The organism is Kribbella sp. NPDC050820, from assembly GCF_040653975.1.
In the GTDB taxonomy this organism is placed as follows: Bacteria; Actinomycetota; Actinomycetes; order Propionibacteriales; family Kribbellaceae; genus Kribbella.
The window spans coordinates 133,891-153,783 of sequence record NZ_JBFAHB010000001.1 but is presented as its reverse complement, the minus strand read 5'-3'; the positions used below and the strand labels follow the sequence as shown (position 1 = coordinate 153,783).

The window sequence follows — 19,893 nt, the reverse complement described above, 5'->3', positions numbered from 1 at the left end:
TCCCGGACATACTAGTAGGTACAGAAGAATTGGGGAGCGCTGTCGTCCACACGTCGGTCAGAGTAGGGCGATGGGTGACGTGATCGAACGGATCTGGGCGAAGTTGCCTGCGGGCAGCCGGGAGCCGCTGGTCGACGGCTTGAGTCCGTCGGACCTGCAGTCCGTGCTGCTGGACGTGAGCCGTGGCCGGGCCGCGAAGGTGACGCCGGCGCGACTGCTGCAGCGCTGGCAGCAGGACCGGTTCGTGCAGCCGTCGACGTCCGACCCCCGGCAGCTCGTGAAGACCCAGCAGCGACTGTGGGAGCGGCTGCCGGACCAGTTCGCCGGCGTCGAGCTGTCGCCCGTGACTCCGCTCGGCACCTGCTCGGCAGTGTCCAACATCAACCAGCATCAGGTGCTCAGCACGATCCGCAGTACCGAGGTCGCCAGCGACCCGACCAACGAGCTCGCGATCGAGGCGGCCGTACGGCGTCGTGCCGGTGAGCCACGGGTGCATCTGGCCGCGTGCCAGCGGGTCGTGCGGGCGCAGGCGGTCGAGGGGCCGGGGATGTTCGCGCACTTCCAGCTGTTCGTGCTGGTGTCGAGTGCGCGGGACACCGGCTCGGGACGGACCGAGGCGGAGCTGCTGGTGGACCACCTGCAGTACTGGCACGACGTGCTGGGTGATGCGGCCGAGCTGACCTTCACCACGTTCACGCCGTCGGCTGTGCGGGAGCGGATCGACGACACCGTCCGTCCGGCGCTGAAGACCGAGCTGGTCGAGGACGCGGCGCGGGAGAAGGGCCGGAACTACTACGCCGGTACGGCGCTGGGCATCGGCTGCGACGGCGCAGAGCTGGGCGACGGTGGTTTCACGTGGAGTGCCGACCTGCTTGGCGATGCGAAGGAGCGCTGCCTGATCTCCTGCGTGTCCACCGAGCGCCTGACCGCTATCTCAGCTTGAGCAGCGCCGCATCGGTCGGCCTGAACCCGCACGCCTCGACGTAGAACGCGGTCAGGTGTGGCTCGTAGTCCACATGGAGCCACTCACACCCGGCCGCCTTCGCCTCCTCGGCAGCAGCAAGCACCAGCCGCTTCCCGATGCCCTGCCGCCCGTACTCCGGGTGTACGGCGGTGTCCAGCACGAACGCATGGGCACCGCCGTCCCAGCACACCTGGACGAACCCGACCAACTGCTCGTTGCTGAAGGCCCCGACCCACGTGAGCGCCCACCGCTCCAACCGCTCCCGCCACGGCTGCACCGTGATGTCACTACCGAACGCAAGCCCGTGAAGCGTCGACAGCTCGACGTCATCCACCGGAAACCGCACCACGAGCTTCACAACACCTCCTCCGCCGATGGGCGTTGACGGGCTTCGGTGCTGATCAGGATGACGGTGCTGTCCGGCCTGAGCTGCAGGCGGTCGCGGGCGGCGCGGAGGCCGGCGAGTGTGGCTGCGCCGCTTGCGCCCGACGAGATGCCGGCCGCGGCCAGGTCGTCCACTGCCTGCAGCGCCTCGTCGTCGTCGACTGTGACCGCGTAGTCGAGGCCTGAACGCAGTACGGGGTAGGCGAGGGTCGACGCCGTACCGCAGTTGAGGCCGGCCATGACCGTCTTGCCGGTCGGCACGGTGACGAGTTCGCCGGCCAGCAGACTCGTGGTGACGCAAGAGGCGGATGCGGGTTCGACACCGAGCACAGCGGGTGTCAACGGGCCACTGCGGTAGTGCGTGACGGCTGCCTGCGCGATCGACCCCACGCCCATCGGTACGACGACCAGGTCCGGCTGTACGTCGATCTCGCGGAACAGGGTCGAGTACCCGTCCACGATGTGCTGCGGCACCACCTCGTACCCGGGCCAGGCGGAGTCCTGGATCAGCAGCCGGCCGGGGTCGTCCGAGTACGACGCTGCCTCCGCGACGGCGGCGTCGTAGTTGTCAGGTACGACGGTCACCGTCGCGCCCTCGGATCGGATCGCGTCGATCGCCGCATCGCTCACGACGTCCGGGACGAACACGTGGGAGGGCAGGCCCAGCAGGGTCGCACGGCGAGCCACTGCCCGGCCGTGGTTGCCATCGGTCGCGGTCACGAGCTCCACCGGACCCGCGTGATCCTGCAGCGCGCGGTGGATCGCCCACCACGCGCCAAGCGCCTTGAATGCGGGCAGGCCGAGCCGCTGCGACTCGTCCTTTACCAGCACCTGGCCGACACCCAGCTCAGCGGCCACCGACGGGACAGGGGTCAGCGGCGTCGGGCGGTACCCCGGGAGGCTCTGGTGGAAGGCCAGGACCTCGTCGGGTGGAGGCGCCGTACGCCAGGAGCGTGCGGTCGGGTTGTCGTACCAGCGCACGACCTAGGCGACCAGGCAGAAGGCCTCGGCCGAGCCGGAGTAGGCACGCGGGGACGAGGCGATCCGGCGCGGAGCCGACTGCTCGACCCGGATCGCGGCCGTCTGGAGGTGGATCGGCAGCGTGGACCGGACGGCGGTCGCCAGGTCGAACTGCACCTCGGCCAGCAGGTCGGTCAGCTCGAGGTCCAGCGCGCGGCAGATCGCGGCGAGGATCTCGGACGACGGCTCCTTGCGGCCGCGCTCGATCTCGGACAGGTAGGGCACCGACACCTGCGCCAGCTCGGCGAGCTCGCGCAGGGTGATCCCCCGCTCGCGCCGCAGCCGGCGGAAGACGTTCCCGATCACCTGGCGTAGCAGCACGTCTGGCCCTCCTTGCCTCCGGATGTCCTGTTACGAGTGTGCCATCCCGGCCAGGTCTGCGGTGGGCAGATCTGCCACGGGCAGATTCCCGACCGATTCCGGACGGTCCGCGCGCAGGCTGGACGGCATGAGTGAGATCAAGCCTCTCGACGACCACATCTACCAGCGGCTGCTGTGGCAGCGGATCCTCGTCCTGGGCGACGAGATCAAGGTCGAGAACGCCAACGCCCTGTGCGCCCAGCTGATCCTGCTGAACGCCGAGGACCCGAAGGCGGACATCTCGCTGTACATCAACTCCCCCGGCGGCTCGGTGTCTGCCGGGCTGGCAATCTACGACACGATGAACTTCATCTCCAACGACGTGGCGACGTACGCGATGGGCATGGTCGCGTCGATGGGGCAGGTGCTGCTCACCTGCGGGGCGCCGGGGAAGCGGTACGCGCTCCCGCACGCCCGGATCATGATGCACCAGCCGACCGGCGGGATGGGCGGTACGGCGTCCGACATCAAGACCCAGGCCGAACAGGCCATCAAGGCACGCGAGGACCTGGCCCGACTGATCAGCGAGCGGACCGGCCAACCGGTGGACCGGATCACCACCGACTTCGACCGGGACCGCTGGTTCACCGCCGACGCGGCCCGCGACTACGGAATCATCGACCAAGTGCTGACTGAAGATCAGCAGTCAGGTCGTCAACGTCTTCCAGCCCGAGGCTGAGGCGTAGCAGACCCGCGTCGGGCTTGGCTTCTTCTGCGACCAGGCGGTGGGTCAGGGCGGCGGGGTGTTGGATGAGGGTGTCTACGCCGCCCAGGGAGACTGCGTGGGTGATGAGGCTCAGGGAGCCGGCTACTCGGGCGGCTGCTTCGTAGCCGCCGGTGACGGTGAAGGCCAGGACGGCGCCTGGGCCGGACTGTTGGCGGCCGATGAGCTCGTGGGGGTCGGAGAGGCCGGGGTAGTAGACGGCCTCGACGGCGGGCTGGGCTGAGAGCCAGTCGGCGAGTTTGGTGGCGGTTGCCTGCTGCGCCCGTACTCGCACTGGCAGCGTCTGCAGTCCCCGGTGCAGTTCGTACGCCGCCAGCGGGTGCAGGAGGCCACCGGTCACGGCCCGGATCTGACGGAGCCGGGCTGTCCACTCCACGCCGGCCGCGACGACGCCGCCCATGACGTCGCCGTGGCCGCCGAGGTACTTGGTGGCCGAGTGCAGCACCAGGCTCGCCCCGTGACGAGCCGGCTGCTGCAGGACCGGCGTCGCGAACGTGTTGTCCACAAGCACCGGCACGTCGCCCGCCTGCCGGACCACGGCCGCGATATCCACAAGCTGCACGGTCGGGTTGGCCGGCGTCTCCAGGAGAACCAGTCCGGTCTCCGGCCGGATCTCCGCCGCCACCGAGTCGGCCGACGTGTAGCTGACCGTCGTACCCAGCAAGCCTGTGGACAACAGGTGGTCGGACCCGCCGTACAGCGGTCGTACGGCGACCACGTGCGGGCGGCCGGCGGCGACAGTGGCGAGCAGGCAGGCGGTGAGCGCAGCCATCCCGGAGCCGAAGGCGACCGCCGAGTCGGTGTGCTCGAGCTCCGCGAGCGCGTCCTCGAAGCGGGCCACCGTCGGGTTCCACAGCCGCTGGTACACGAGGCTGCCGCCGTCCGGCGCCTTGCCTTGCGTGAGTACGTCGTACGACGTCCCGCCGGCCGTCACCCCGGGCAGCGGATAGGTCGTGGACAGGTCGATCGGCGGCACGTGGACGCCGAGCGCGGTGAGGTCGTCACGGCCGGCGTGCACCGACCGGGTGTCGAGCTGGGTCATCCGTGCCTCCTCAAGGTCGCCTGCACTCACTCGGCGATGAGGATGGAATCTTCTGCAGATCAGCCGCAACAGTTCCGAAGAAAATTCATCCACAGGCTCATCCACACGCTGTGGATTCTGTGGAGGAGTCCTACAGTGGTGCCATGCCGAAGGATCGTCGGACCCCCGGTCCCGCCCCGCGCGCGGCTCCGGACGGGCTCGACGACGTCGACCGGGAGCTGGTCCGATTGCTGGCCGGCAACGGCCGGATGCCGAACAACGCGCTCGCGGAGGCAGCAGGCATCGCCCCGTCGACCTGCCTGATGCGGGTGCGGTCGCTGCGGGAGCGCGGGGTGATCCGGGGCTTCCACGCCGACGTGGACCTGGCGGCGCTCGGGCAGCCGCTGCAGGCGCTGGTCGCGGTGCGCATCGGGGCGCACTCGCGTGACGAGATCAACCGCTTCCGGACGAAGGTGCCCGGGCTACCGGGTGTGCTGTCGCTGTTCCACGTCAGCGGCGCGAACGACTACCTGCTGCACGTGTCGGCTGCGTCGCCGGACGCGTTGCGCGAGTTCGTGCTGGACCACCTGACCGCTGACCCAGCCGTAGTACACGCCGAGACGAGCCTCATCTTCGAGCACGTCCGCGGCGGAGCGAGCTAGGGCGCGTCAGACACGCCCTAAAGACCCCAGGCGGCTGCCAGCTGAGCAAAGGAGTGCCGGCGCTCGGCGGGGTTGTGGATATTCGTGGTGATGATCAGCTCGTCGGCGTCCGCGGCCTTGGCACGGCTCGACAGATCGGCAACGACCTGGTCGGGCGTGCCGACAGAGACCAGACCGGCCCACTCCTCGACGGCCGCGCGTTCGGCGTCGGACCACGGGTAGGCGGCAGCCTCCTCGGGAGACGGCAGCGGGCCCGGCCGACCGGAGCGCAAGCGCAGCATCGAGAGCGCGTTGGCCTGAGCCAGCTGCTGCGCGCGTTCCTCGGTGTCGGCGACGATCGCGGCCAGCGCGAGGATGACATGCGGCGTCGATTGGTGGTCGGAGGGCTGGAAGTTCTCCCGGTACGACGCGATCACACCGGCCGGGTCGAGAGTCCCGAAGTGACCGGCGTACGCGAATCCGGTCCCGAGTGCGGCCGCGGCCTGACCGCCGTACGTGCTGGAACCGAGGATCCACACCGGCGGCAGCGGTACGTCGTCCGGTTGCGCGGAGATCGGCGCGAACGGGTGACCGGCCGGGAAGCCTTCCGCGTACGCGCGAAGCTCGGCGTACTGCTCGGGGAAGTCGTCAGCGCCGAGCGCCTCCCGGCTGCGGCGCAGCGCGAGCGCGGTCCGCTGGTCGGTGCCGGGCGCGCGGCCGATGCCGAGGTCGATGCGATCGGGGTGCAGGCCGGCCAGCACGCGGAACGTCTCGGCGACCTTCAGCGGTGAGTGGTTCGGCAGCATGATGCCGCCGGAGCCGACGCGGATGTGCGAGGTGGCCGCGGCGACGGCCGCGATCATCACCTCGGGCGTCGAGCTGGCCACGCTCGGGATGTTGTGATGCTCCGCCAGCCAGTAGCGCTTGTACCCGGCGGCCTCGGCGGCGCGGGCGAGCTCGAGGGTCTCGTGCAGCGCCTGTGACGGTCGCGATCCCGTCGGCACCGGCGAGAGGTCGAGCACGGACAACGGCATCGGTTCGGAGGTCACGTTCAACCACCAACCGCGGCCCGCCGCGAGCTATTCCGGGTACGGCGTTCGTTCGCGAGCGTCCCGCAGTGGCCTGGCCCACCAGGCGAGCTGGTCGAGCAATGCGGCCGCGGCACGCGGTGTCGTGGGGTCGACGGGCTCGCCGTCCGCCGTGAAGTCGGTCTCGTGGAAGCCGAGGGTGTCGCGAATCGTGACCGCGTGGAGCTCGCCGAACACCAGTCGCAGCTGCTCGGCGGCCCGGAGTCCGCCCGACCGGCCGCCGTACACGACGAAGGCGATCGGCTTCCCGTACCAGGGCCGCCGTACGGCGTCGATCGCGGTCTTGAGGTCACCCGGGTACGCGTGGTTGTACTCGGCGGTGACGATCACCGCGGCGTCGGCGTCGGCGATCCGGGCCGGCAACTCGGGCAGCGGGACGGCGCTCAGGTCGATCAGGTCGAGCTTGAAGTCGTCGGACTGCTCGACCTGGCGGGCGAACCAGCGGGTGACCAGAGTGCCGAAGCGACCGGGGTCGACGGTGCGGGTGAGCAGGGCCAGCCGCAGCGGATGAACGGTCACGCCGGGGACGCTAATACCTCAACACCACTTGAGGTCAAGGCGGCGACGAGGAGGCAGTTCAGAATAGGGGGGATCCGGGATAAACTCAGGGATTTATGGCTGCCACCGGAGGAAATGCGGAAATGTCCTCCAGGAACCAACGGGCTGCATTTTATCACAAGGGGTTTGAATTGCCGAATCCGGTTCAGGCCGAGCAGGTTCACCTGACGGCGTTCTACGCTGCGCTCGACGCCGAGCGGGAGCGCGCCGAGGCCCGCAAGCAGGACGAGCAACTGGTCCATACCCGTAACGCGCAGGCCTTGCACCAGCGCGACGGCCGGATCCGTGAGCTGAACACCCGGCTGGCCCGGCTCAACTCGGCCGAGGAAGGCCTGTACTTCGGCCGCCTGGACGCCGCCGACGGCGAGACCCTGCACATCGGCCGGCTCGGCTTGCACGACGACGACTACGAACCGTTGCTGGTCGACTGGCGCGCGCCCGCAGCCCGCCCGTTCTACATCGCCACGGCAGTCGCGAACGAGGGCGTCGTACGGCGCCGCCACATCCGGACCCGGCTACGCAAAGTGGTCGACGTTCAGGACGAGCAGCTCGACCTCGACCGGGACGCGCCGGACGCGTCCAAACCCGGGACCGGCGTAATGGGCGAGGCGGTCCTGCTCGCCGCGCTCGAGGCCCGCCGGACCGGCCGGATGGAGTCGATCGTGCAGACGATCCAGGCCGACCAGGACCGGATCATCCGCTCGGAACTGCCCGGAATCCTGGTCGTCCAGGGCGGTCCGGGCACCGGAAAGACCGCGATCGCGCTGCACCGCGCGGCCTATTTGCTTTACACGCACCGTGAGCAGCTGGAAAAGCGCGGAATTCTCGTGGTCGGCCCGAATGCGGCGTTCCTGCGGTTCATCGGCGAGGTGCTGCCGTCACTTGGTGAGGACGGCGTCCGCCTCGTCACCGTCGCCGAGCTGTACCCGGGCCTGACCGCGACCCGGCCGGAGGTCGCAGAGAGCGCCGAGGTCAAGGGTCGCGCGGTGATGGCCGAGGTGATCGCGAAGGCGGTCGACGACCGGCAGTGGGTGCCGGACCGCCCGATCCAGCTCACCGTCGACCGGACCGTGCTGCGGCTCGACCCGTCGTTCTGCGCGGACGCCCGGGCGCGGGCCCGCAGCCGCAACCTGACCCACAATCAGGCCCGGCCGTTCTTCCTGACCGAGGTCGTCGACTTCCTCACGAACCAGTACGCCGACCTGATCGGCGCCGACCCGCTCGGCGGCGAGAACCTGCTCGACGACTACGACCGCCAGGAGCTGCGCAAGGAAGTCCTCGCCGAGCCGGCTGTGCAGGCGCTGCTCGACCAGCTCTGGCCGCTGCTCAGCCCGCAGAAACTCCTCGAGGACCTGTACGGCGACGAGGACCGGCTGGCCGTGGCTGCGCCGCAACTGAGTGTCCTCGATCGCGAACACCTCCTGCGGTACGGCGACGACTGGAGTCCGTCCGACGTACCGCTGCTGGACGAAGCGGCGGAGCTGCTCGGGGACGATGGCCGGGAAGCGGCGAAGGAGAAGGCGGCCCGGGCGCGGGCGATCGCTTACGCACAAGGCTCGCTGGACGTGCTGACCGGTTCGGCGTCGACCGACTTCGACGAGGACGACGACGCGGAGGTGCTGACCGCGAAGGACATCCTGGACGCCGAGATGCTCGCGGAGCGGTACGAGGCGGACGACGACCGGACGCTGGCCGACCGGGCCGGGGCCGACCGGCGGTGGACGTACGGGCACGTGATCGTGGACGAGGCGCAGGAGCTCGCGCCGATGGCGTGGCGGGCGATCGCGCGGCGTTGTCCGCTTCGCTCGATGACTGTGGTCGGTGATGTCGCGCAGACCGGTGCGATCGGCGGTGGGACGAGCTGGGAGAGTGCGCTCGGGTCGACGTTCGGCGATCGCTGGCGGCTGGCCGAGCTGACGCTCAACTACCGGACACCGGCCGAGGTGATGGAGCTCGCTGGTGATGTCCTGCGCGAGGTCGACCCACGGGCGAAGGCGCCGCGCTCGGTCCGATCGACCGGAGTGCGGCCTTGGCACGCGAACATTGCGCCGGCGGACCAGGCGGCGTACGTGCAGAAGGTGGCGGCCGAGGAGACGCAGCACGGGCAGGTCGGTGTCATCACGTCCCGCAACCGACTCGAGTTCGTGCAGGAGGCGGTCGCTCACCTCGACGACGTGACGGTGCTGAGCGCGGCCGGCGCGAAGGGCCTCGAGTTCGACTCTGTCCTGGTCGTCGACCCCGACGGCATCCTCGTCGAGTCACCACGCGGCCTCCGCGACCTGTACGTCGCCCTGACCCGCTGCACCCAACGCCTAGGAGTAGTCGGCCCGCTCCCCGACGTACTCCAGTCCTCCACTGCGTGGGATGACCGTCGGTGAGGCGAGTCCTACCGTCGAAGGATGAAGAAGCCGCTGAGGTGCGTCCTCCGCGTGCACACCTGGCGAACCAGGCGCAATGAGGAGGGCCAGCGCTACCAGCTCTGTCTGGGGTGCGGGATCACGCGCGACAAGCTGACGCTCAACGACTTCGGGGGTGGTTAGTGGTCAGCGCAGCATTTCTGTTGGTGTTGGAGTTCGAAGGGGATGAGGAGGTTGCCGGCGGCTGGCTGGACCTGGAGGACCAGGCGGCCGGCGCGGCGGAGGGGGCGCAGGAAGTCTCGGGTGTCGACGAGTGCATCGTCGGTGACGGATAGACCGCCGACGGCCTCGAGTTGATCGATGCCGCAGCGGGTGCGGAGTTCCGCGGCCGGCATGATCCCGTGCGCTTGTTCGTGGCCGGGCCAGCGGACAGCGCGTCCCGCCGTACCGAGGGCTGCTTCGACGGCGGCGAGGTAGGCACCGCGGACGAGCTGGCTCGGGCCGGCCAGCTCCGGCTCGGACGCGCCGGGCCGGGTGATCGCGAGGCCGGCGTGCTGAGTGGCGAAGCGACCGCGGACGGCGTCGGCCAGGTCCGCCGTACTCATCAGCGAGACCGCCACGTGCGGGCGGTCGCCGCCTGACACCATGTGGGTGCAGGCGACGACCGGCTGGTCCACGGCGTCGAGCAGGTCGTACAGCAGGTGGTCGGCCGCGGCCGTGTCCCGGCTGTCTGCGTCGATCGCGATGATCATGGGCGACTACTTCGGCAGGACCCAGATCGGGTTCGTGTAGAACCACAGGTCGACCCACGGGTCCGCGTCGCCGACCACGTCGAGCTGCGGTCCGGCCGGGTCGACCGCCGCGCCGAGGTAGCCGGGCTGGCTGCGCTTCCCGTCGGTGCCGCGGACGCGGACGTAGAACGGCGCCTCCGCCTTGCCCAGCGGGTAGACGAGCTCGAACGTGCCGCGCCGGCCCGAGGTGTCCCACTGCCGGACGACCTTCGTGTTCGGTGCGGTGAAGGTGTCGCGGTCGGAGACGGTCCCGGTGACCGCGCCCTGGATCACGTCGACCCGGTTCAGGGTCGGCACGAAGCTCGCCCAGTTCGGCATCGTCTGCGCGGTGATCCGGACGACGAGCTCGAGCGCCTTGCCCTTGCGCGTGATCAGGGCGCCGCCGAGCGGCTCGCCGTACCGGTTGCCGACCTCACGGACCTCGACCTCGACGCCCTTGGCCAGCGCGCCGTGGTCGACCCAGACGCGGCCGTTGCGCAGGCCCTCCATCACCGCGAGGTAGTCACGCCGGTCCGCGCCGACGTGCGTGCGGCTGTAGAAGCCGGGCCAGAAGTCGCCCGCGGTCCGGTTCACCGTGTTGCCGTAGACCGGGTCCATGTAGCGGCCGTCGCGGTCGAACTGCGCCTGGCTCGAGCCGTCCGGACGACGCGAGGTCTCGTTCCAGTTCACGTGCGAGTCGGAGTTCGCGCTGATCCACCACGGCTTGCCCTCGGCGAGCAGGCTGTCCCACAGGCCGCCGACGGTCGCCGTCATCCAGTCGAAGCCGCCCCAGGTCCGGTAGCTCTCGGCCGGGTAGCCGGGGAACGAGTTCGCGTTCGGCGAGTTGCCGTAGAAGCCGCGGGCGCTCGCGCCGCCGATCCCGGCCGGCAGTCCGGCCGCCTGGTGACCGGGCGCGCCCTCGAAGCCGACCGCGATCCGCGGGTCCGCGTCGCGCCAGTTGCGGATCTCGTGCGGGCTGTCGATGCCGTTGCGGGCCGGGTGGTTGGCCAGGAACAGCGCGTCCGCGACCCGGCGGCTGTCGACCTGCTGACCGAGCCACTGGATGCCGGACACCGCGAGCGCCTCGTTGGCGGGCGTGTTCGCGCCGGCGCCCTTCACACTGCCGTCGTAGCTGTTCTCGAACTGCTTCAGTACGTCGACCTCGCGGCTGCCCGGTGCGACGAAGACCGTGCCGTGCTCGGCGGCCGGGATGTTCCACTCCAGGCCCTGGAAGATCAGCGTGTTGCGCAGCTCCGAGCGGGCCGCCTTGATCTGCGGGTTGACCAGGTCGACGCCGATCCGGGCGTGCGTCGCGCCGCCGTGGTCGGTGATGACCAGCCAGTCCAGCCCGTACGCCGCAGCGTGCCGAGCCTGGTCGATCACCCGGTACAGACCGTCGGAGCTCAGCTGCGTGTGGATGTGGTGGTCGCCGGCCAGCCAGACGTTGGGGCGCTGGCCCGCCTTGAAGATCCAGCCGTCCTGGGGAGCGGCCGCCGCGGCGACCTGCGCTCCGGTGACGGCGAGCGCCGCCGTACCTCCGAGGATGCCCGCCGATCGCAGCAGGACGCGCCGGGACACCTCGGTCGGCGAGAGGTCGCTGTCCGGCACCGACTCGTCGAGCGCCGCCAGCGTGGCCGCGTCCAGCTCGGTGTTCGGGTGGTGGTGGTGATGCCCGTGGCCGTGGTCATGACCGTGGTCGTGGCTGTGGTCATGCCCGTGGTCGTGGTCGTGCGGGTGGCTGTGGTCGTGCGCGTGCCCCATCGTGCGTCCTCTCGGATGGCGGAATCCCGCGCGATCATCGCCCTTTCCCATGACCACCAGATGTTGTCCCGGTGAACGCCTCCGGATGGACAACCCGCCGCCGGACCACTTCAATGTCCCAGGATGAGAACTCGCTGGACGACGGTCCGACGGGCCGCGACCACCGCGGTCACGGTCGGTGGTCTGCTCGCGCTGCCCGCGTGCAGCGACTCCCAGTCGGACGCACCGGCCGTCCGGGCGAGCAGACCGTCGGCGCAGACCCCGAGCCGGTCGCCGTCCCCCTTGCCCGTGGCAAGGTACGTGTTCCCCATCCGCGGCTGTGAAGCTTCTGCGTCACAGAGTCACCACGACTACCCGGCGTCCGACATCTTCGCGAAGACCGGCTGCAAGTTCGTCGCTCCGGTGGACGGGAAGGTGGACGAGGTGACCGCAGTCGACCACTGGGACCCGGACACCAACGTCGGCAGGGATCGCGGTGGGCTGTCAGTGTCCGTGGTGGGCGTCGACGGCGTCCGGTACTACGGTTCACACCTGTCGGCCATCGGTGCCGGTATCAAGCCAGGATTGCGCGTGCAAGCCGGCCAGTTGCTCGGCTCGATCGGCAACACCGGCAGCGCCCGGGTCACGCCGTCCCACCTGCACTTCGGAATCAGCTGGCCGACCCCACCCGGCCGCTGGTGGATCCGCCGCGGCGCGGTACCACCCCAGGCCTACCTGAACGCCTGGCGCGAAGGCCGCCAACTGTCTCCCGTCGCTGCAGTGGCCAAGGCCCGCCGGGCCTACGGCACCGACCGCGGCTGCCGCTCGTACTGCTAGTCGACGGCTTCGAAGAGTGGTACGTCGTCGTCGGGGAGGGTGATCTCGACGCGGTCCAGGTGGCCTTGGTACGGGAACGTGCCGGTGTACTCGGTCGACGCCGGGGAGGCGCCGTCGTGGCCGATGTCGAGGCCTTCCCAGCCGTGGAAGTTCGGGAGCACTGCGTCGAGTTTGCCGGAGGCAACTTCTTTGGCGTCGACCAGGAGGCGCACGGAGGCGGTGCAGTCGCCGGTCTTCTCCACGTCCACCGCGAGTTCCGTCGTACCCACAGGGATCGGCGCATCGGACCGGAAGAGGGTGTGCTTGCCGAGATAGTTGTGGTCGAACACCAGCCGGCCGTCCTTGACGAACAAGGAGAAGCCGGTGGCCACACCGCCGAGCGCCACCAGTACGCCGTCGCCGTCTGATGTGGCGCGGTCGACGAAGGCGGTCATCCGGTGTGAGCGGTTCATCGTCGGCGGGCATGCGGCTGCCGGCAGGTGCGGCATCCCGCGGTAGTAGACAAAGTTGCGTCGGGCCCGGATCGATCCCGGCCTGGCCACCTTGGCTCGTACGGCGAAACCGCGGTCGTCGAGGGGCAACACGTCGTACTTGCCGGCCTCTGCCCAGAACCGCTGCTGCAGCTCCGCCAGCTTCTCCGGATACCGGGAAGCGACGTCGTCACACTCCGACCAGTCGGTCGTGGTGTCGTACAGCTCCCAGCGGTCCTCGGCGTAGTCCGTCCCCCGCTGGTGAAACGCGACGGCCTTCCAACCGTCGTGCCAGATCGCGCGGTGGCCGAACATCTCGAAGTACTGCGTGCGATGCGTCGTCGGCGCATCGGCGTCGTCGAACGTGTAGCTCAGCGGCGTGCCATGCAGCGGCAACTGCCGCACCCCTCGGTACGTCGCGGGCGCCTCGACGCCGACGAGGTCGAGCACGGTCGGCGTGATGTCGATGACGTGGTGGAACTGGGTCCGGATCGCGCCGGAGTCGGCGATCCGGCCCGGGCACCGCACGACCAGCGGCACGCGTACGCCGCCCTCGTGCGTGTTCTGCTTGTAGCGCCGGAACGGCGTGTTCCCCGCCTGCGCCCAGCCCCACGGGTAGTTCGAGTGGCCGCGGGGTCCGCCGATCTCGTCGAGGTGCTCGAGGTTCCAGGCGAAGTCGGGCTCGATCCCGTTCTGGAACGCGGCCGGGTTGAGCGAGCCGCGCTTGCCGCCCTCCTGGCTCGCGCCGTTGTCGGACATCACCACGATCAGCGTGTTGTCCAGCCGTCCCAGTGCCGCCAGCGCGTCGACGAACCGGCGCAGCTCGGCATCGGTGTGGTCGAGCATGGCGGCGTACGCCTCCTGCAGGCGAGCGAACAGGCGACGCTCGTCGTCGGTGAGGTCCGCCCACGGCTCGACCCCGTCGTTGCGCGGCGACAGTTGGGTGTCGGCCGGGATGACGCCGAGCTCCTTCTGCCGGGCGATCCGCCGGTCCCGGATCACGTCCCAGCCCTGGTCGTACCGGCCGCGGTACTTGTCGAGGTACTCCTGCGGAGCCTGGTGCGGTGCATGCGCGGCGGCGAACGCGAGATGCAGGAAGAACGGCTTGTCCGGCGTCGTCGAGATCTGCGCCCGCACGAACGAGATCGCCTGGTCGACCAGGTCGGTGGTCAGGTGGTAGCCGTCCTCCGGCCGGGCCGGCGCCCCGATCGCGTGGTTGTCCGCGTAGAGCTCGGGGTAGAAGCAGTCGGTCTCGGCCTCGAGGAAGCCGTAGTACCGCTCGAAGCCGCGACCCAGCGGCCACTGGTCGTACGGACCGGACGCGGTCGTGTGCTCGGTCGGCGCAAGGTGCCACTTGCCGACGCACATCGTGTTGTAGCCGGCGTCGACCAGCATCTCGGCCAGGGTCGCGGCCGCCTTCGTGACGTGTCCGCGCCCGTTCGGGTAGCCGGTGTCGAGGTTGGACAGCAGGCGCATGCCGACCGAGTGGTGGTTCCGCCCGGTGAGCAGCGACGCCCGGGTCGGCGAGCACAGCGGTGTCGCGTGGAAGTTCACGTACCGCAGCCCGCCGGCGGCGAGGCCGTCGATCGTCGGGGTGTCGATCTCGGACCCGAAGCAGCCCAGGTCCGCGAACCCGACGTCGTCGAGGACGACGTAGACCACGTTCGGCGCCGAGGCTCCCGGCGTCGGGACGGACGCCCAGTGCGGCACCGAGTCCAGGTGGGTCAGTCCGATCCGCCCCGCGAACTGCCGGCCCTCGTCCATGACCCTCCTGTGCTCGCCCGAAGTGCACTGGTCGGACCAGTGCACTGAGTCGTTGCCCAGGATTTCCCCGGCGGATGCCGGTGTCAAGTGGTGCCGGGTGTCGGCGAGGGTATCGGCGGGGGTGTCACGGCCCAACGATCTGGCGGATCTCCGACTCGCCTTCCCAGCCCGGCCAGGTGCGGCGGTGCAGGTCCATGAACCGCTCGGTCCAGTGGATCGCGTCCGCCCGGGTCGGCACGTCGTACAGCGCGTAGGCGCCGAGCGGGGCCGGGTCGTCGAAGGGACCGTCGGAGACGGTGAGCCGGCCGGCCGAGACGGCGACCCTCGTCGCGGTGGCGACCGGGAGCAGGCCGGCGGTGTCCACGAGGACTCCGCTGCGCGCCGCCTCCGCGCTCAGCGCCGCGATGCCTTCGTGCAGGGCCGGTGGCGGGAAGCCGTGCGACTCCGACGTACGCAGCAAGGCGATGAAGCGCATCAGCGGGCCCGGCCCTCGCGCAGCATGCCGATCGACTTCTCGATCCGCCGGGCCTTGGTCTCCTCGGTCTTGGCGCCGGTCACCTGCAGGACGTGCCACTGCTGCTTGCTGTAGCTCAGCGTCTGCCAGAACTCCTGCGCCTTCGCGTCCCCGGCCAGTGCCGCGGCGAACTCCTCGGGTACGTCGACCTCGCGCGGAGCCGTGTCGAGTACGACGTCGACATCGAGTACGTCCCCGGCCGCGACCCCGGCCTCGGTACGGCGTTCGCTGCTGACGCCCAGCAGGTACCGTCCGCCCATCCGGGCGATCGAGGTGCGGAACGTGAAGCCGTTGACGGTCACGCTGACCTTCGGGTGCGCACCACCGCCGAGCGCCTCGACGATCTCGGCGGGCACCTCGAACCCGGCCGTGGTCTTCCCAGTGCCCTCGAGCTCGGCCGTGAACTTCATCGCAGACTCCCCTCTGCGCGGGCGCGCAGCATCAGCAAGGTGATCCAGGTCCAGCCCAGAATGACAGCGACGGTGAACCCGAGGTTGACGGCCGCCGTGCCGGCCCCGGCGCCGAGACCGGCCAGGCCGAGGAAGTAGACGATGCCGGTGATCAGCGAGAACCGCGCCCAGCCGGCCGAGCGGTGCCGCCCGAACCAGCGGCTGAGCACGAAGCACGCGACGATCAGCCCGATGAACCCGATCATCCCGGCGATGACGTGCCCCACCCCGTGCCAGCTCACCGTCTCCGGCATCGCGTCCGGTGTCCCCGGCGGGAACCCGAGCGCCGGATCGGCCCGCATGAGCCCGGCCGCGGCAACGCCGGCGCCGTACACGATCAGGCCGCCGACGCCCCAGCGCGACCGCTCGCCGGGCGCGAACGACCTGGCCAGCCCGATCGCGCCGATCACGGTCAGCAGCCCGGTGCCGACCATCATCACCGAGTGGATCCAGCCGCCGGTCCCGTTGGCGAGCAGGCTCAGCGAGTGTTTGCGGATGTCGAACCCGTCGCGGACGATCGCCTCGACGGTGCCGATCCCGACGTACAGAGGGCCGGCGAGTGCCCCGGCCAGCAGGAGAGGTCGTTTCATGGCTTCAGCCTCGATCGAAGGCCTTTAGAAAACCTTCGGGAGTCCTAGGCTGAGGCGCATGCGATTTGGCGTGCTCGGGCCGGTGACGGCCTGGACCGATGACGGCCAGGCGGTGCGGATCCCGGACCGGAAGGTGCGGGGCCTGCTGGCTGACCTGCTGCTGCATGCGGGGCGGCCGGTCGCGGCGGCGGCGATCATCGACGATCTGTGGGGCGACGAGCTGCCGGCGAATCCGACCGCGACGCTCCAGACTCGGGTCTCCCAGCTCCGCAAGGCCCTGGACGACGCCGAGCCCGGGGCGCGCGACCTGGTGCAGACGACGCCCGCCGGGTACCTCATCGCCGTCGCCGCCGAGGCTGTGGACTCCGGCCGGTTCCGCGCGCTGGCGGCTCGGGCCCGGCAGACCGGCAGCGCCCGGATGCGCGCCGCCACCCTGGCTGATGCGCTGACGCTGTGGCGCGGTCCGGCGTACGCCGATGTCGCTCAGGACGCGTTTGCCCGGGCAACGATCGACCGGCTCGACGAGGAGCGGCTGGCCGTTCAGGAGGCGTACGCCGAAGCCCGGTTGGTGCTCGGTGAGTACGACGAACTCGTCGCCGAGCTGGCCGAGCTCGTGGCGCGGAACCCTTTGCGTCAGCGGCTGCGCGCCGTACAGATGAAGGCTTTGCATCAGTCGGGTCGACAAGCCGAGGCGTTGGAGAGCTACGGCGATCTGCGGAGTCGGCTGGCCGATGAGCTCGGGCTGGATCCCGGTCCGGAGCTGGTCGCACTGCATCAGGAGATCCTCACCGAGGCCCCGACTGTCCGGGCGCCGCTGAAGACCAACCTGCCGGCCGAGGTCGAGCTGATCGGCCGTGATGCGGCTGTGGACGAGGTCGTGGAGCGTCTCGCCTCGGCGCGGCTGGTGACGCTGACTGGCGCGGGTGGCGTCGGCAAGACGAGCCTCGCACTCGCGGCAGCCCGCCGAAGCGGAGACGAAGCCTGGTTGGTCGAGCTCGCGGCACTCGACGCTGGGCCAACGGCCGATGACGTGTCGGCGTTGATCGAGGCAACGACCGGGTTGGTTGTCCTCGACAACTGCGAGCACGTGATCGATGCCGCCGCGGACGTGGTTGCGCGGCTGCTGCGTGAGACGCCCCAGCTGCGGATACTCGCGACCAGCCGGGAGCCGCTTGCTGTCGCGGGTGAGCACCGTTGGCCGGTGCCGCCGCTGGATCTTCCCTCCGCTGATGCAGACGCGGCCGCGAGCCCGGCCGTCCAGCTCTTCGTTGCGCGTGCCACGGCGGCCGATCCGCGCTTCACCCTGACGGCCGACAACACCGCAGCCGTGGTTGCGTTGTGCCGTCGGCTCGACGGGCTTCCGCTCGCGCTCGAGCTGGCCGCGAGCCGGGTGGCGGCGATGGATGTGCGCGACCTGGTCGACCGGTTCGATGACCGCTACCGCCAGCGTGGTCTGCCCGATCGGCAGCAGACGCTGTCGGCGATGGTCGAGTGGAGCTGGGATCTGCTCGGCGAATCGGAGCGTGCCGTGTTGCGCCGGCTCGCGCCGCATCCTGGCGGGTGCACGCTGGCCGCGGCCGCGGCGGTGTGCGCGGGCGACGACGTACCGGTCGCTGATGTCGCCGAGCTGCTGAGCCGGTTGGTTGACCGCTCGCTCGTCGTACGCGTGGATGGGACGTCCGGGTCGCGGTATCGGCTGCTGGAGACGGTCCGTGCGTTCTGCCTGCAAAGACTGGAGGCAGCCGGGGAGCTCGAGACCACGCGGCTCCGCTACGAGCGGTACTTCGAAGGGCTGGCCCGGCACACCGAGCCCCGGCTCTACGGGCACAGCGAGCTGTTCGAGTACCTCGGCGGCCTGTACGGCGACGCCCCGCAGCCGGCCGCCACCCCGGCCGCGATGTTGCCTCGGACAACGACCGTGACCTCGGCCGACGGGACCCCGATCGCGCTCGAGACGTACGGCGCCGGCGAGACGGCGCTCGTCCTCGTCGGCGGCGCGCTGAACGACCGGCGGACCTTCGTCCCACTCGCCAAACGGCTGGCCGACCGGTTCACCGTGGTGACCTACGACCGGCGCGGCCGAGGCGACAGCGGCGAGGTGCTGCCGTGGGCGGTCGAGCGGGAGTTCGAGGATCTGGCCGCGGTCGTCGACGCGGCCGGTGGTTCGGCGTACGCGCTCGGGGTCTCGTCCGGCGCGGTGCTCGCGGCCGAGGCAGCGGTGTACGGCGTCCCGATCCTCGGGCTGCTCCTGATCGAGCCGCCGTTCATCATCGACGACACCCGGCCGCGGCTCGCCCCGGACTTCGCGGGCCGGCTGCAGGAGCTGGTCGAGCAGGACCGGTACGGCGACGCGACCGAGCTGTTCCTGGTCCAGGCCGTTGAGATGCCGGCCGAAGTGCTCGCGCCGATGCGGTCCGCCCCACTGTGGAAGGAACTGGAGGCCCTGGCTCCGACGCTGGCGTACGAGGTCCTGGTGATGGGCGACTTCAGCATCCCGGACCACTGGGCGACCGCGATCACCGTGCCCACGCTGGTGATCGACGGCGGCGAGAGTCGGGACTGGCGCCGGAACACCGCGCAGGTCGTGGCCGACCTGCTCCCCGACGGGCGGCGACTGACCATGGACGGGCACCCGCACGACGTCGAGCCGGACGTACTCGGCCCGATCGTCGAGGACTTCGTCGCCCGGACCATGTCGAGGCGGCTCGGGTAGTTCCGACGTACTCGATGTGGGGAGCTGATCGGCAGCTCTCGCAGAGAGGACAGTGATGCAGCCCGTTCTGAACAGCATGTTGCTCGGCAGCGCCGACCCGGAGCGGTTGAAGACGTGGTACCGCGACGGCTTCCACGCCGAGGTGGACGGCTACGGCAACCTGAACCTCGGTGGCTTCGGCCTGGTCATCGAACACCGCGACGACGTCGCCGCCAAGACCGCCGAACCCGGCCGGTGCATCGTGAACTTCGCCGTCGACGACATCGAGGCCGCGGCCGCGCACCTGCGCAGCCTCGACGTCGAGTGGCTGGTGCACCCGGAGGACCGCGGTGTCGGGTGGTTCGCCACCCTGGTCGACCCGGACGGCAACTACGTCCAGCTGATCCAGATGAAGCCGGAGTACTTCGCCGGGCTCTGAGCACAGAGAACGTCCGCGCCGGCCTTGGGAACCGGTGCGGACGGGGTCTCTTCTGCTGGTCGTGCAATCAGGCGCATTCAGGGGAGAAAGGGCGGCAAGCGGGGGGCAGAGCGCCAACGCCCGCCTGCCGCCGTCGACACCTTTGGTGATCGAGGTGAGGTTCTCGACCGGGCCGCGTTACCGGGTGGGTTGTCTGGTGAGATACGGAACGCGAAAAGGTGCCGAGTGCTTCTCAGCGGGGTGCTACATCCCACATGCGCTCGCCGGGCAGGGGGTCGGGGAGCCGGTCGACGGCCGGCATCGGGTCGTTGGTGACCCGAAGACCGGCGAAGCGGCGGCTCATGGCGTGTGCGTACCGCTCGGCCAACGCCGGCTCGGCGTTGTAGTCGGCGATCACGTGCTCACCGAACCAGACTCGGACGCGTCGGCGTTCAGACGTCTGGGTGGCGGTGGCGGTTGTCACTGGTCCTCCTGGCTGTAACTCGAAGGTGGCCGGCCTGGGACGCGGAGC

General features: G+C 70.1%; 21 protein-coding genes. 8 read left to right on the top strand and 13 right to left on the bottom strand.

Annotation, left to right across the window (positions count from 1 at the left end; translation table 11 throughout):
* Window positions 1-70 precede the first annotated feature (70 nt).
* Window positions 71-943 carry a hypothetical protein gene (locus tag AB0H36_RS00755; RefSeq protein ID WP_360514160.1) on the top strand — a complete coding sequence of 291 codons (873 nt, stop codon included), beginning with the start codon at window positions 71-73 and terminating at the stop codon, window positions 941-943.
* On the opposite strand, the gene AB0H36_RS00750 is transcribed toward AB0H36_RS00755, so the two are convergent.
* Genes AB0H36_RS00750 through AB0H36_RS00740 form a run of 3 tightly spaced genes read right to left on the bottom strand, consistent with a single transcriptional unit; the run spans window position 930 to window position 2,689 of the window.
* On the bottom strand, window positions 930-1,322 hold the full coding sequence (locus AB0H36_RS00750; RefSeq protein WP_360514157.1) for a GNAT family N-acetyltransferase: 393 nt from the start codon (window positions 1,320-1,322) through the stop codon (window positions 930-932). The genes AB0H36_RS00755 and AB0H36_RS00750 overlap by 14 nt on opposite strands.
* Window positions 1,319-2,329 carry a pyridoxal-phosphate dependent enzyme gene (locus AB0H36_RS00745; RefSeq protein ID WP_360514154.1) on the bottom strand — a complete coding sequence of 337 codons (1,011 nt, stop codon included), beginning with the start codon at window positions 2,327-2,329 and terminating at the stop codon, window positions 1,319-1,321. The genes AB0H36_RS00750 and AB0H36_RS00745 overlap by 4 nt, the downstream gene beginning before the upstream one ends.
* 3 nt (window positions 2,330-2,332) lie before the next feature.
* Complete coding sequence (locus AB0H36_RS00740) at window positions 2,333-2,689, bottom strand: helix-turn-helix transcriptional regulator (RefSeq protein WP_360514150.1); 357 nt, start codon at window positions 2,687-2,689, stop codon at window positions 2,333-2,335.
* A gap of 127 nt (window positions 2,690-2,816) precedes the next feature.
* On the opposite strand from AB0H36_RS00740, the gene AB0H36_RS00735 reads away from it, so the two are divergent.
* Window positions 2,817-3,407 (top strand): ATP-dependent Clp protease proteolytic subunit, encoded by a 591-nt coding sequence (locus tag AB0H36_RS00735; protein WP_360514146.1) that lies wholly within the window; start codon window positions 2,817-2,819, stop codon window positions 3,405-3,407.
* Here the strand turns inward: AB0H36_RS00735 and AB0H36_RS00730 are convergent.
* Entirely contained in the window at window positions 3,343-4,494 is a 1,152-nt protein-coding gene (locus AB0H36_RS00730; RefSeq protein WP_360514143.1) for a PLP-dependent aspartate aminotransferase family protein, read from the bottom strand. The genes AB0H36_RS00735 and AB0H36_RS00730 overlap by 65 nt on opposite strands.
* A gap of 143 nt (window positions 4,495-4,637) precedes the next feature.
* Between AB0H36_RS00730 and AB0H36_RS00725 the strand changes: the two genes are divergently transcribed.
* Window positions 4,638-5,135 (top strand): Lrp/AsnC family transcriptional regulator, encoded by a 498-nt coding sequence (locus AB0H36_RS00725; RefSeq protein ID WP_360514140.1) that lies wholly within the window; start codon window positions 4,638-4,640, stop codon window positions 5,133-5,135.
* A gap of 17 nt (window positions 5,136-5,152) precedes the next feature.
* On the opposite strand, the gene AB0H36_RS00720 is transcribed toward AB0H36_RS00725, so the two are convergent.
* Together AB0H36_RS00720 and AB0H36_RS00715 are read right to left on the bottom strand one after the other, a co-directional pair.
* A complete protein-coding gene (locus AB0H36_RS00720) occupies window positions 5,153-6,163 on the bottom strand; it encodes an LLM class flavin-dependent oxidoreductase (RefSeq protein WP_360514137.1) in 1,011 nt (336 codons plus the stop codon).
* Window positions 6,164-6,193: 30 nt separating this feature from the next.
* Window positions 6,194-6,721 (bottom strand): NAD(P)H-dependent oxidoreductase, encoded by a 528-nt coding sequence (locus AB0H36_RS00715; protein WP_360514134.1) that lies wholly within the window; start codon window positions 6,719-6,721, stop codon window positions 6,194-6,196.
* A 170-nt stretch (window positions 6,722-6,891) separates the two neighbouring features.
* Here AB0H36_RS00715 and AB0H36_RS00710 point away from each other — a divergent pair, with 170 nt between their 5' ends.
* The gene (locus AB0H36_RS00710; protein WP_360514131.1) at window positions 6,892-9,138 is read left to right on the top strand and encodes an AAA family ATPase; all 2,247 of its coding nucleotides are present in this window, start codon (window positions 6,892-6,894) and stop codon (window positions 9,136-9,138) included.
* Window positions 9,139-9,159: 21 nt separating this feature from the next.
* A complete protein-coding gene (locus tag AB0H36_RS00705; RefSeq protein WP_360514128.1) occupies window positions 9,160-9,300 on the top strand; it encodes a hypothetical protein in 141 nt (46 codons plus the stop codon).
* Here the strand turns inward: AB0H36_RS00705 and AB0H36_RS00700 are convergent.
* Window positions 9,297-9,869, bottom strand: a complete 573-nt coding sequence (locus AB0H36_RS00700; protein ID WP_360514125.1) for a hypothetical protein — start codon at window positions 9,867-9,869, stop codon at window positions 9,297-9,299. The genes AB0H36_RS00705 and AB0H36_RS00700 overlap by 4 nt on opposite strands.
* Window positions 9,870-9,875: 6 nt before the next feature.
* Entirely contained in the window at window positions 9,876-11,648 is a 1,773-nt protein-coding gene (locus AB0H36_RS00695; protein ID WP_360514122.1) for a histidinol-phosphatase, read from the bottom strand.
* A 123-nt stretch (window positions 11,649-11,771) separates the two neighbouring features.
* Here AB0H36_RS00695 and AB0H36_RS00690 point away from each other — a divergent pair, with 123 nt between their 5' ends.
* Window positions 11,772-12,464 (top strand): M23 family metallopeptidase, encoded by a 693-nt coding sequence (locus tag AB0H36_RS00690; RefSeq protein WP_360514119.1) that lies wholly within the window; start codon window positions 11,772-11,774, stop codon window positions 12,462-12,464.
* On the opposite strand, the gene AB0H36_RS00685 is transcribed toward AB0H36_RS00690, so the two are convergent.
* The 4 genes from AB0H36_RS00685 to AB0H36_RS00670 form a co-directional block, all read right to left on the bottom strand.
* Window positions 12,461-14,698, bottom strand: a complete 2,238-nt coding sequence (locus AB0H36_RS00685) for an arylsulfatase (RefSeq protein WP_360514116.1) — start codon at window positions 14,696-14,698, stop codon at window positions 12,461-12,463. The two genes, AB0H36_RS00690 and AB0H36_RS00685, sit on opposite strands and share 4 nt — an antisense overlap.
* A 124-nt stretch (window positions 14,699-14,822) precedes the next feature.
* Window positions 14,823-15,173: a hypothetical protein gene (locus tag AB0H36_RS00680; protein WP_360514114.1), complete on the bottom strand. Its 351-nt coding sequence runs from the start codon at window positions 15,171-15,173 to the stop codon at window positions 14,823-14,825.
* Entirely contained in the window at window positions 15,173-15,622 is a 450-nt protein-coding gene (locus AB0H36_RS00675) for a YdeI/OmpD-associated family protein (protein ID WP_360514111.1), read from the bottom strand. Before AB0H36_RS00675 ends, AB0H36_RS00680 begins: the two co-directional genes overlap by 1 nt.
* Entirely contained in the window at window positions 15,619-16,251 is a 633-nt protein-coding gene (locus tag AB0H36_RS00670) for a DUF998 domain-containing protein (protein WP_360514109.1), read from the bottom strand. Before AB0H36_RS00670 ends, AB0H36_RS00675 begins: the two co-directional genes overlap by 4 nt.
* A 58-nt stretch (window positions 16,252-16,309) precedes the next feature.
* On the opposite strand from AB0H36_RS00670, the gene AB0H36_RS00665 reads away from it, so the two are divergent.
* Both AB0H36_RS00665 and AB0H36_RS00660 read left to right on the top strand, forming a co-directional pair.
* The gene (locus AB0H36_RS00665) at window positions 16,310-18,964 is read left to right on the top strand and encodes an alpha/beta fold hydrolase (protein ID WP_360514106.1); all 2,655 of its coding nucleotides are present in this window, start codon (window positions 16,310-16,312) and stop codon (window positions 18,962-18,964) included.
* A gap of 55 nt (window positions 18,965-19,019) precedes the next feature.
* Window positions 19,020-19,382, top strand: coding sequence for a VOC family protein (locus AB0H36_RS00660; protein ID WP_360514103.1), 363 nt, complete (start codon window positions 19,020-19,022; stop codon window positions 19,380-19,382).
* 232 nt (window positions 19,383-19,614) lie between these two features.
* Here the strand turns inward: AB0H36_RS00660 and AB0H36_RS00655 are convergent, their stop codons facing one another.
* Complete coding sequence (locus AB0H36_RS00655) at window positions 19,615-19,845, bottom strand: hypothetical protein (protein ID WP_012924486.1); 231 nt, start codon at window positions 19,843-19,845, stop codon at window positions 19,615-19,617.
* Window positions 19,846-19,893: the final 48 nt, after the last annotated feature.

Coding starts and splice junctions, on each gene's coding strand:
- AB0H36_RS00730 (WP_360514143.1), bottom strand. CDS start 4,494: ATGACCCAGCTCGACACCCGGTCGGTGCACGCCGGCCGTGACGACCTC.
- AB0H36_RS00725 (WP_360514140.1), top strand. CDS start 4,638: ATGCCGAAGGATCGTCGGACCCCCGGTCCCGCCCCGCGCGCGGCTCCG.
- AB0H36_RS00755 (WP_360514160.1), top strand. CDS start 71: ATGGGTGACGTGATCGAACGGATCTGGGCGAAGTTGCCTGCGGGCAGC.
- AB0H36_RS00695 (WP_360514122.1), bottom strand. CDS start 11,648: ATGGGGCACGCGCACGACCACAGCCACCCGCACGACCACGACCACGGG.
- AB0H36_RS00685 (WP_360514116.1), bottom strand. CDS start 14,698: ATGGACGAGGGCCGGCAGTTCGCGGGGCGGATCGGACTGACCCACCTG.
- AB0H36_RS00700 (WP_360514125.1), bottom strand. CDS start 9,869: ATGATCATCGCGATCGACGCAGACAGCCGGGACACGGCCGCGGCCGAC.
- AB0H36_RS00680 (WP_360514114.1), bottom strand. CDS start 15,173: ATGCGCTTCATCGCCTTGCTGCGTACGTCGGAGTCGCACGGCTTCCCG.
- AB0H36_RS00705 (WP_360514128.1), top strand. CDS start 9,160: ATGAAGAAGCCGCTGAGGTGCGTCCTCCGCGTGCACACCTGGCGAACC.
- AB0H36_RS00690 (WP_360514119.1), top strand. CDS start 11,772: ATGAGAACTCGCTGGACGACGGTCCGACGGGCCGCGACCACCGCGGTC.
- AB0H36_RS00660 (WP_360514103.1), top strand. CDS start 19,020: ATGCAGCCCGTTCTGAACAGCATGTTGCTCGGCAGCGCCGACCCGGAG.
- AB0H36_RS00735 (WP_360514146.1), top strand. CDS start 2,817: ATGAGTGAGATCAAGCCTCTCGACGACCACATCTACCAGCGGCTGCTG.
- AB0H36_RS00675 (WP_360514111.1), bottom strand. CDS start 15,622: ATGAAGTTCACGGCCGAGCTCGAGGGCACTGGGAAGACCACGGCCGGG.
- AB0H36_RS00665 (WP_360514106.1), top strand. CDS start 16,310: ATGCGATTTGGCGTGCTCGGGCCGGTGACGGCCTGGACCGATGACGGC.
- AB0H36_RS00670 (WP_360514109.1), bottom strand. CDS start 16,251: ATGAAACGACCTCTCCTGCTGGCCGGGGCACTCGCCGGCCCTCTGTAC.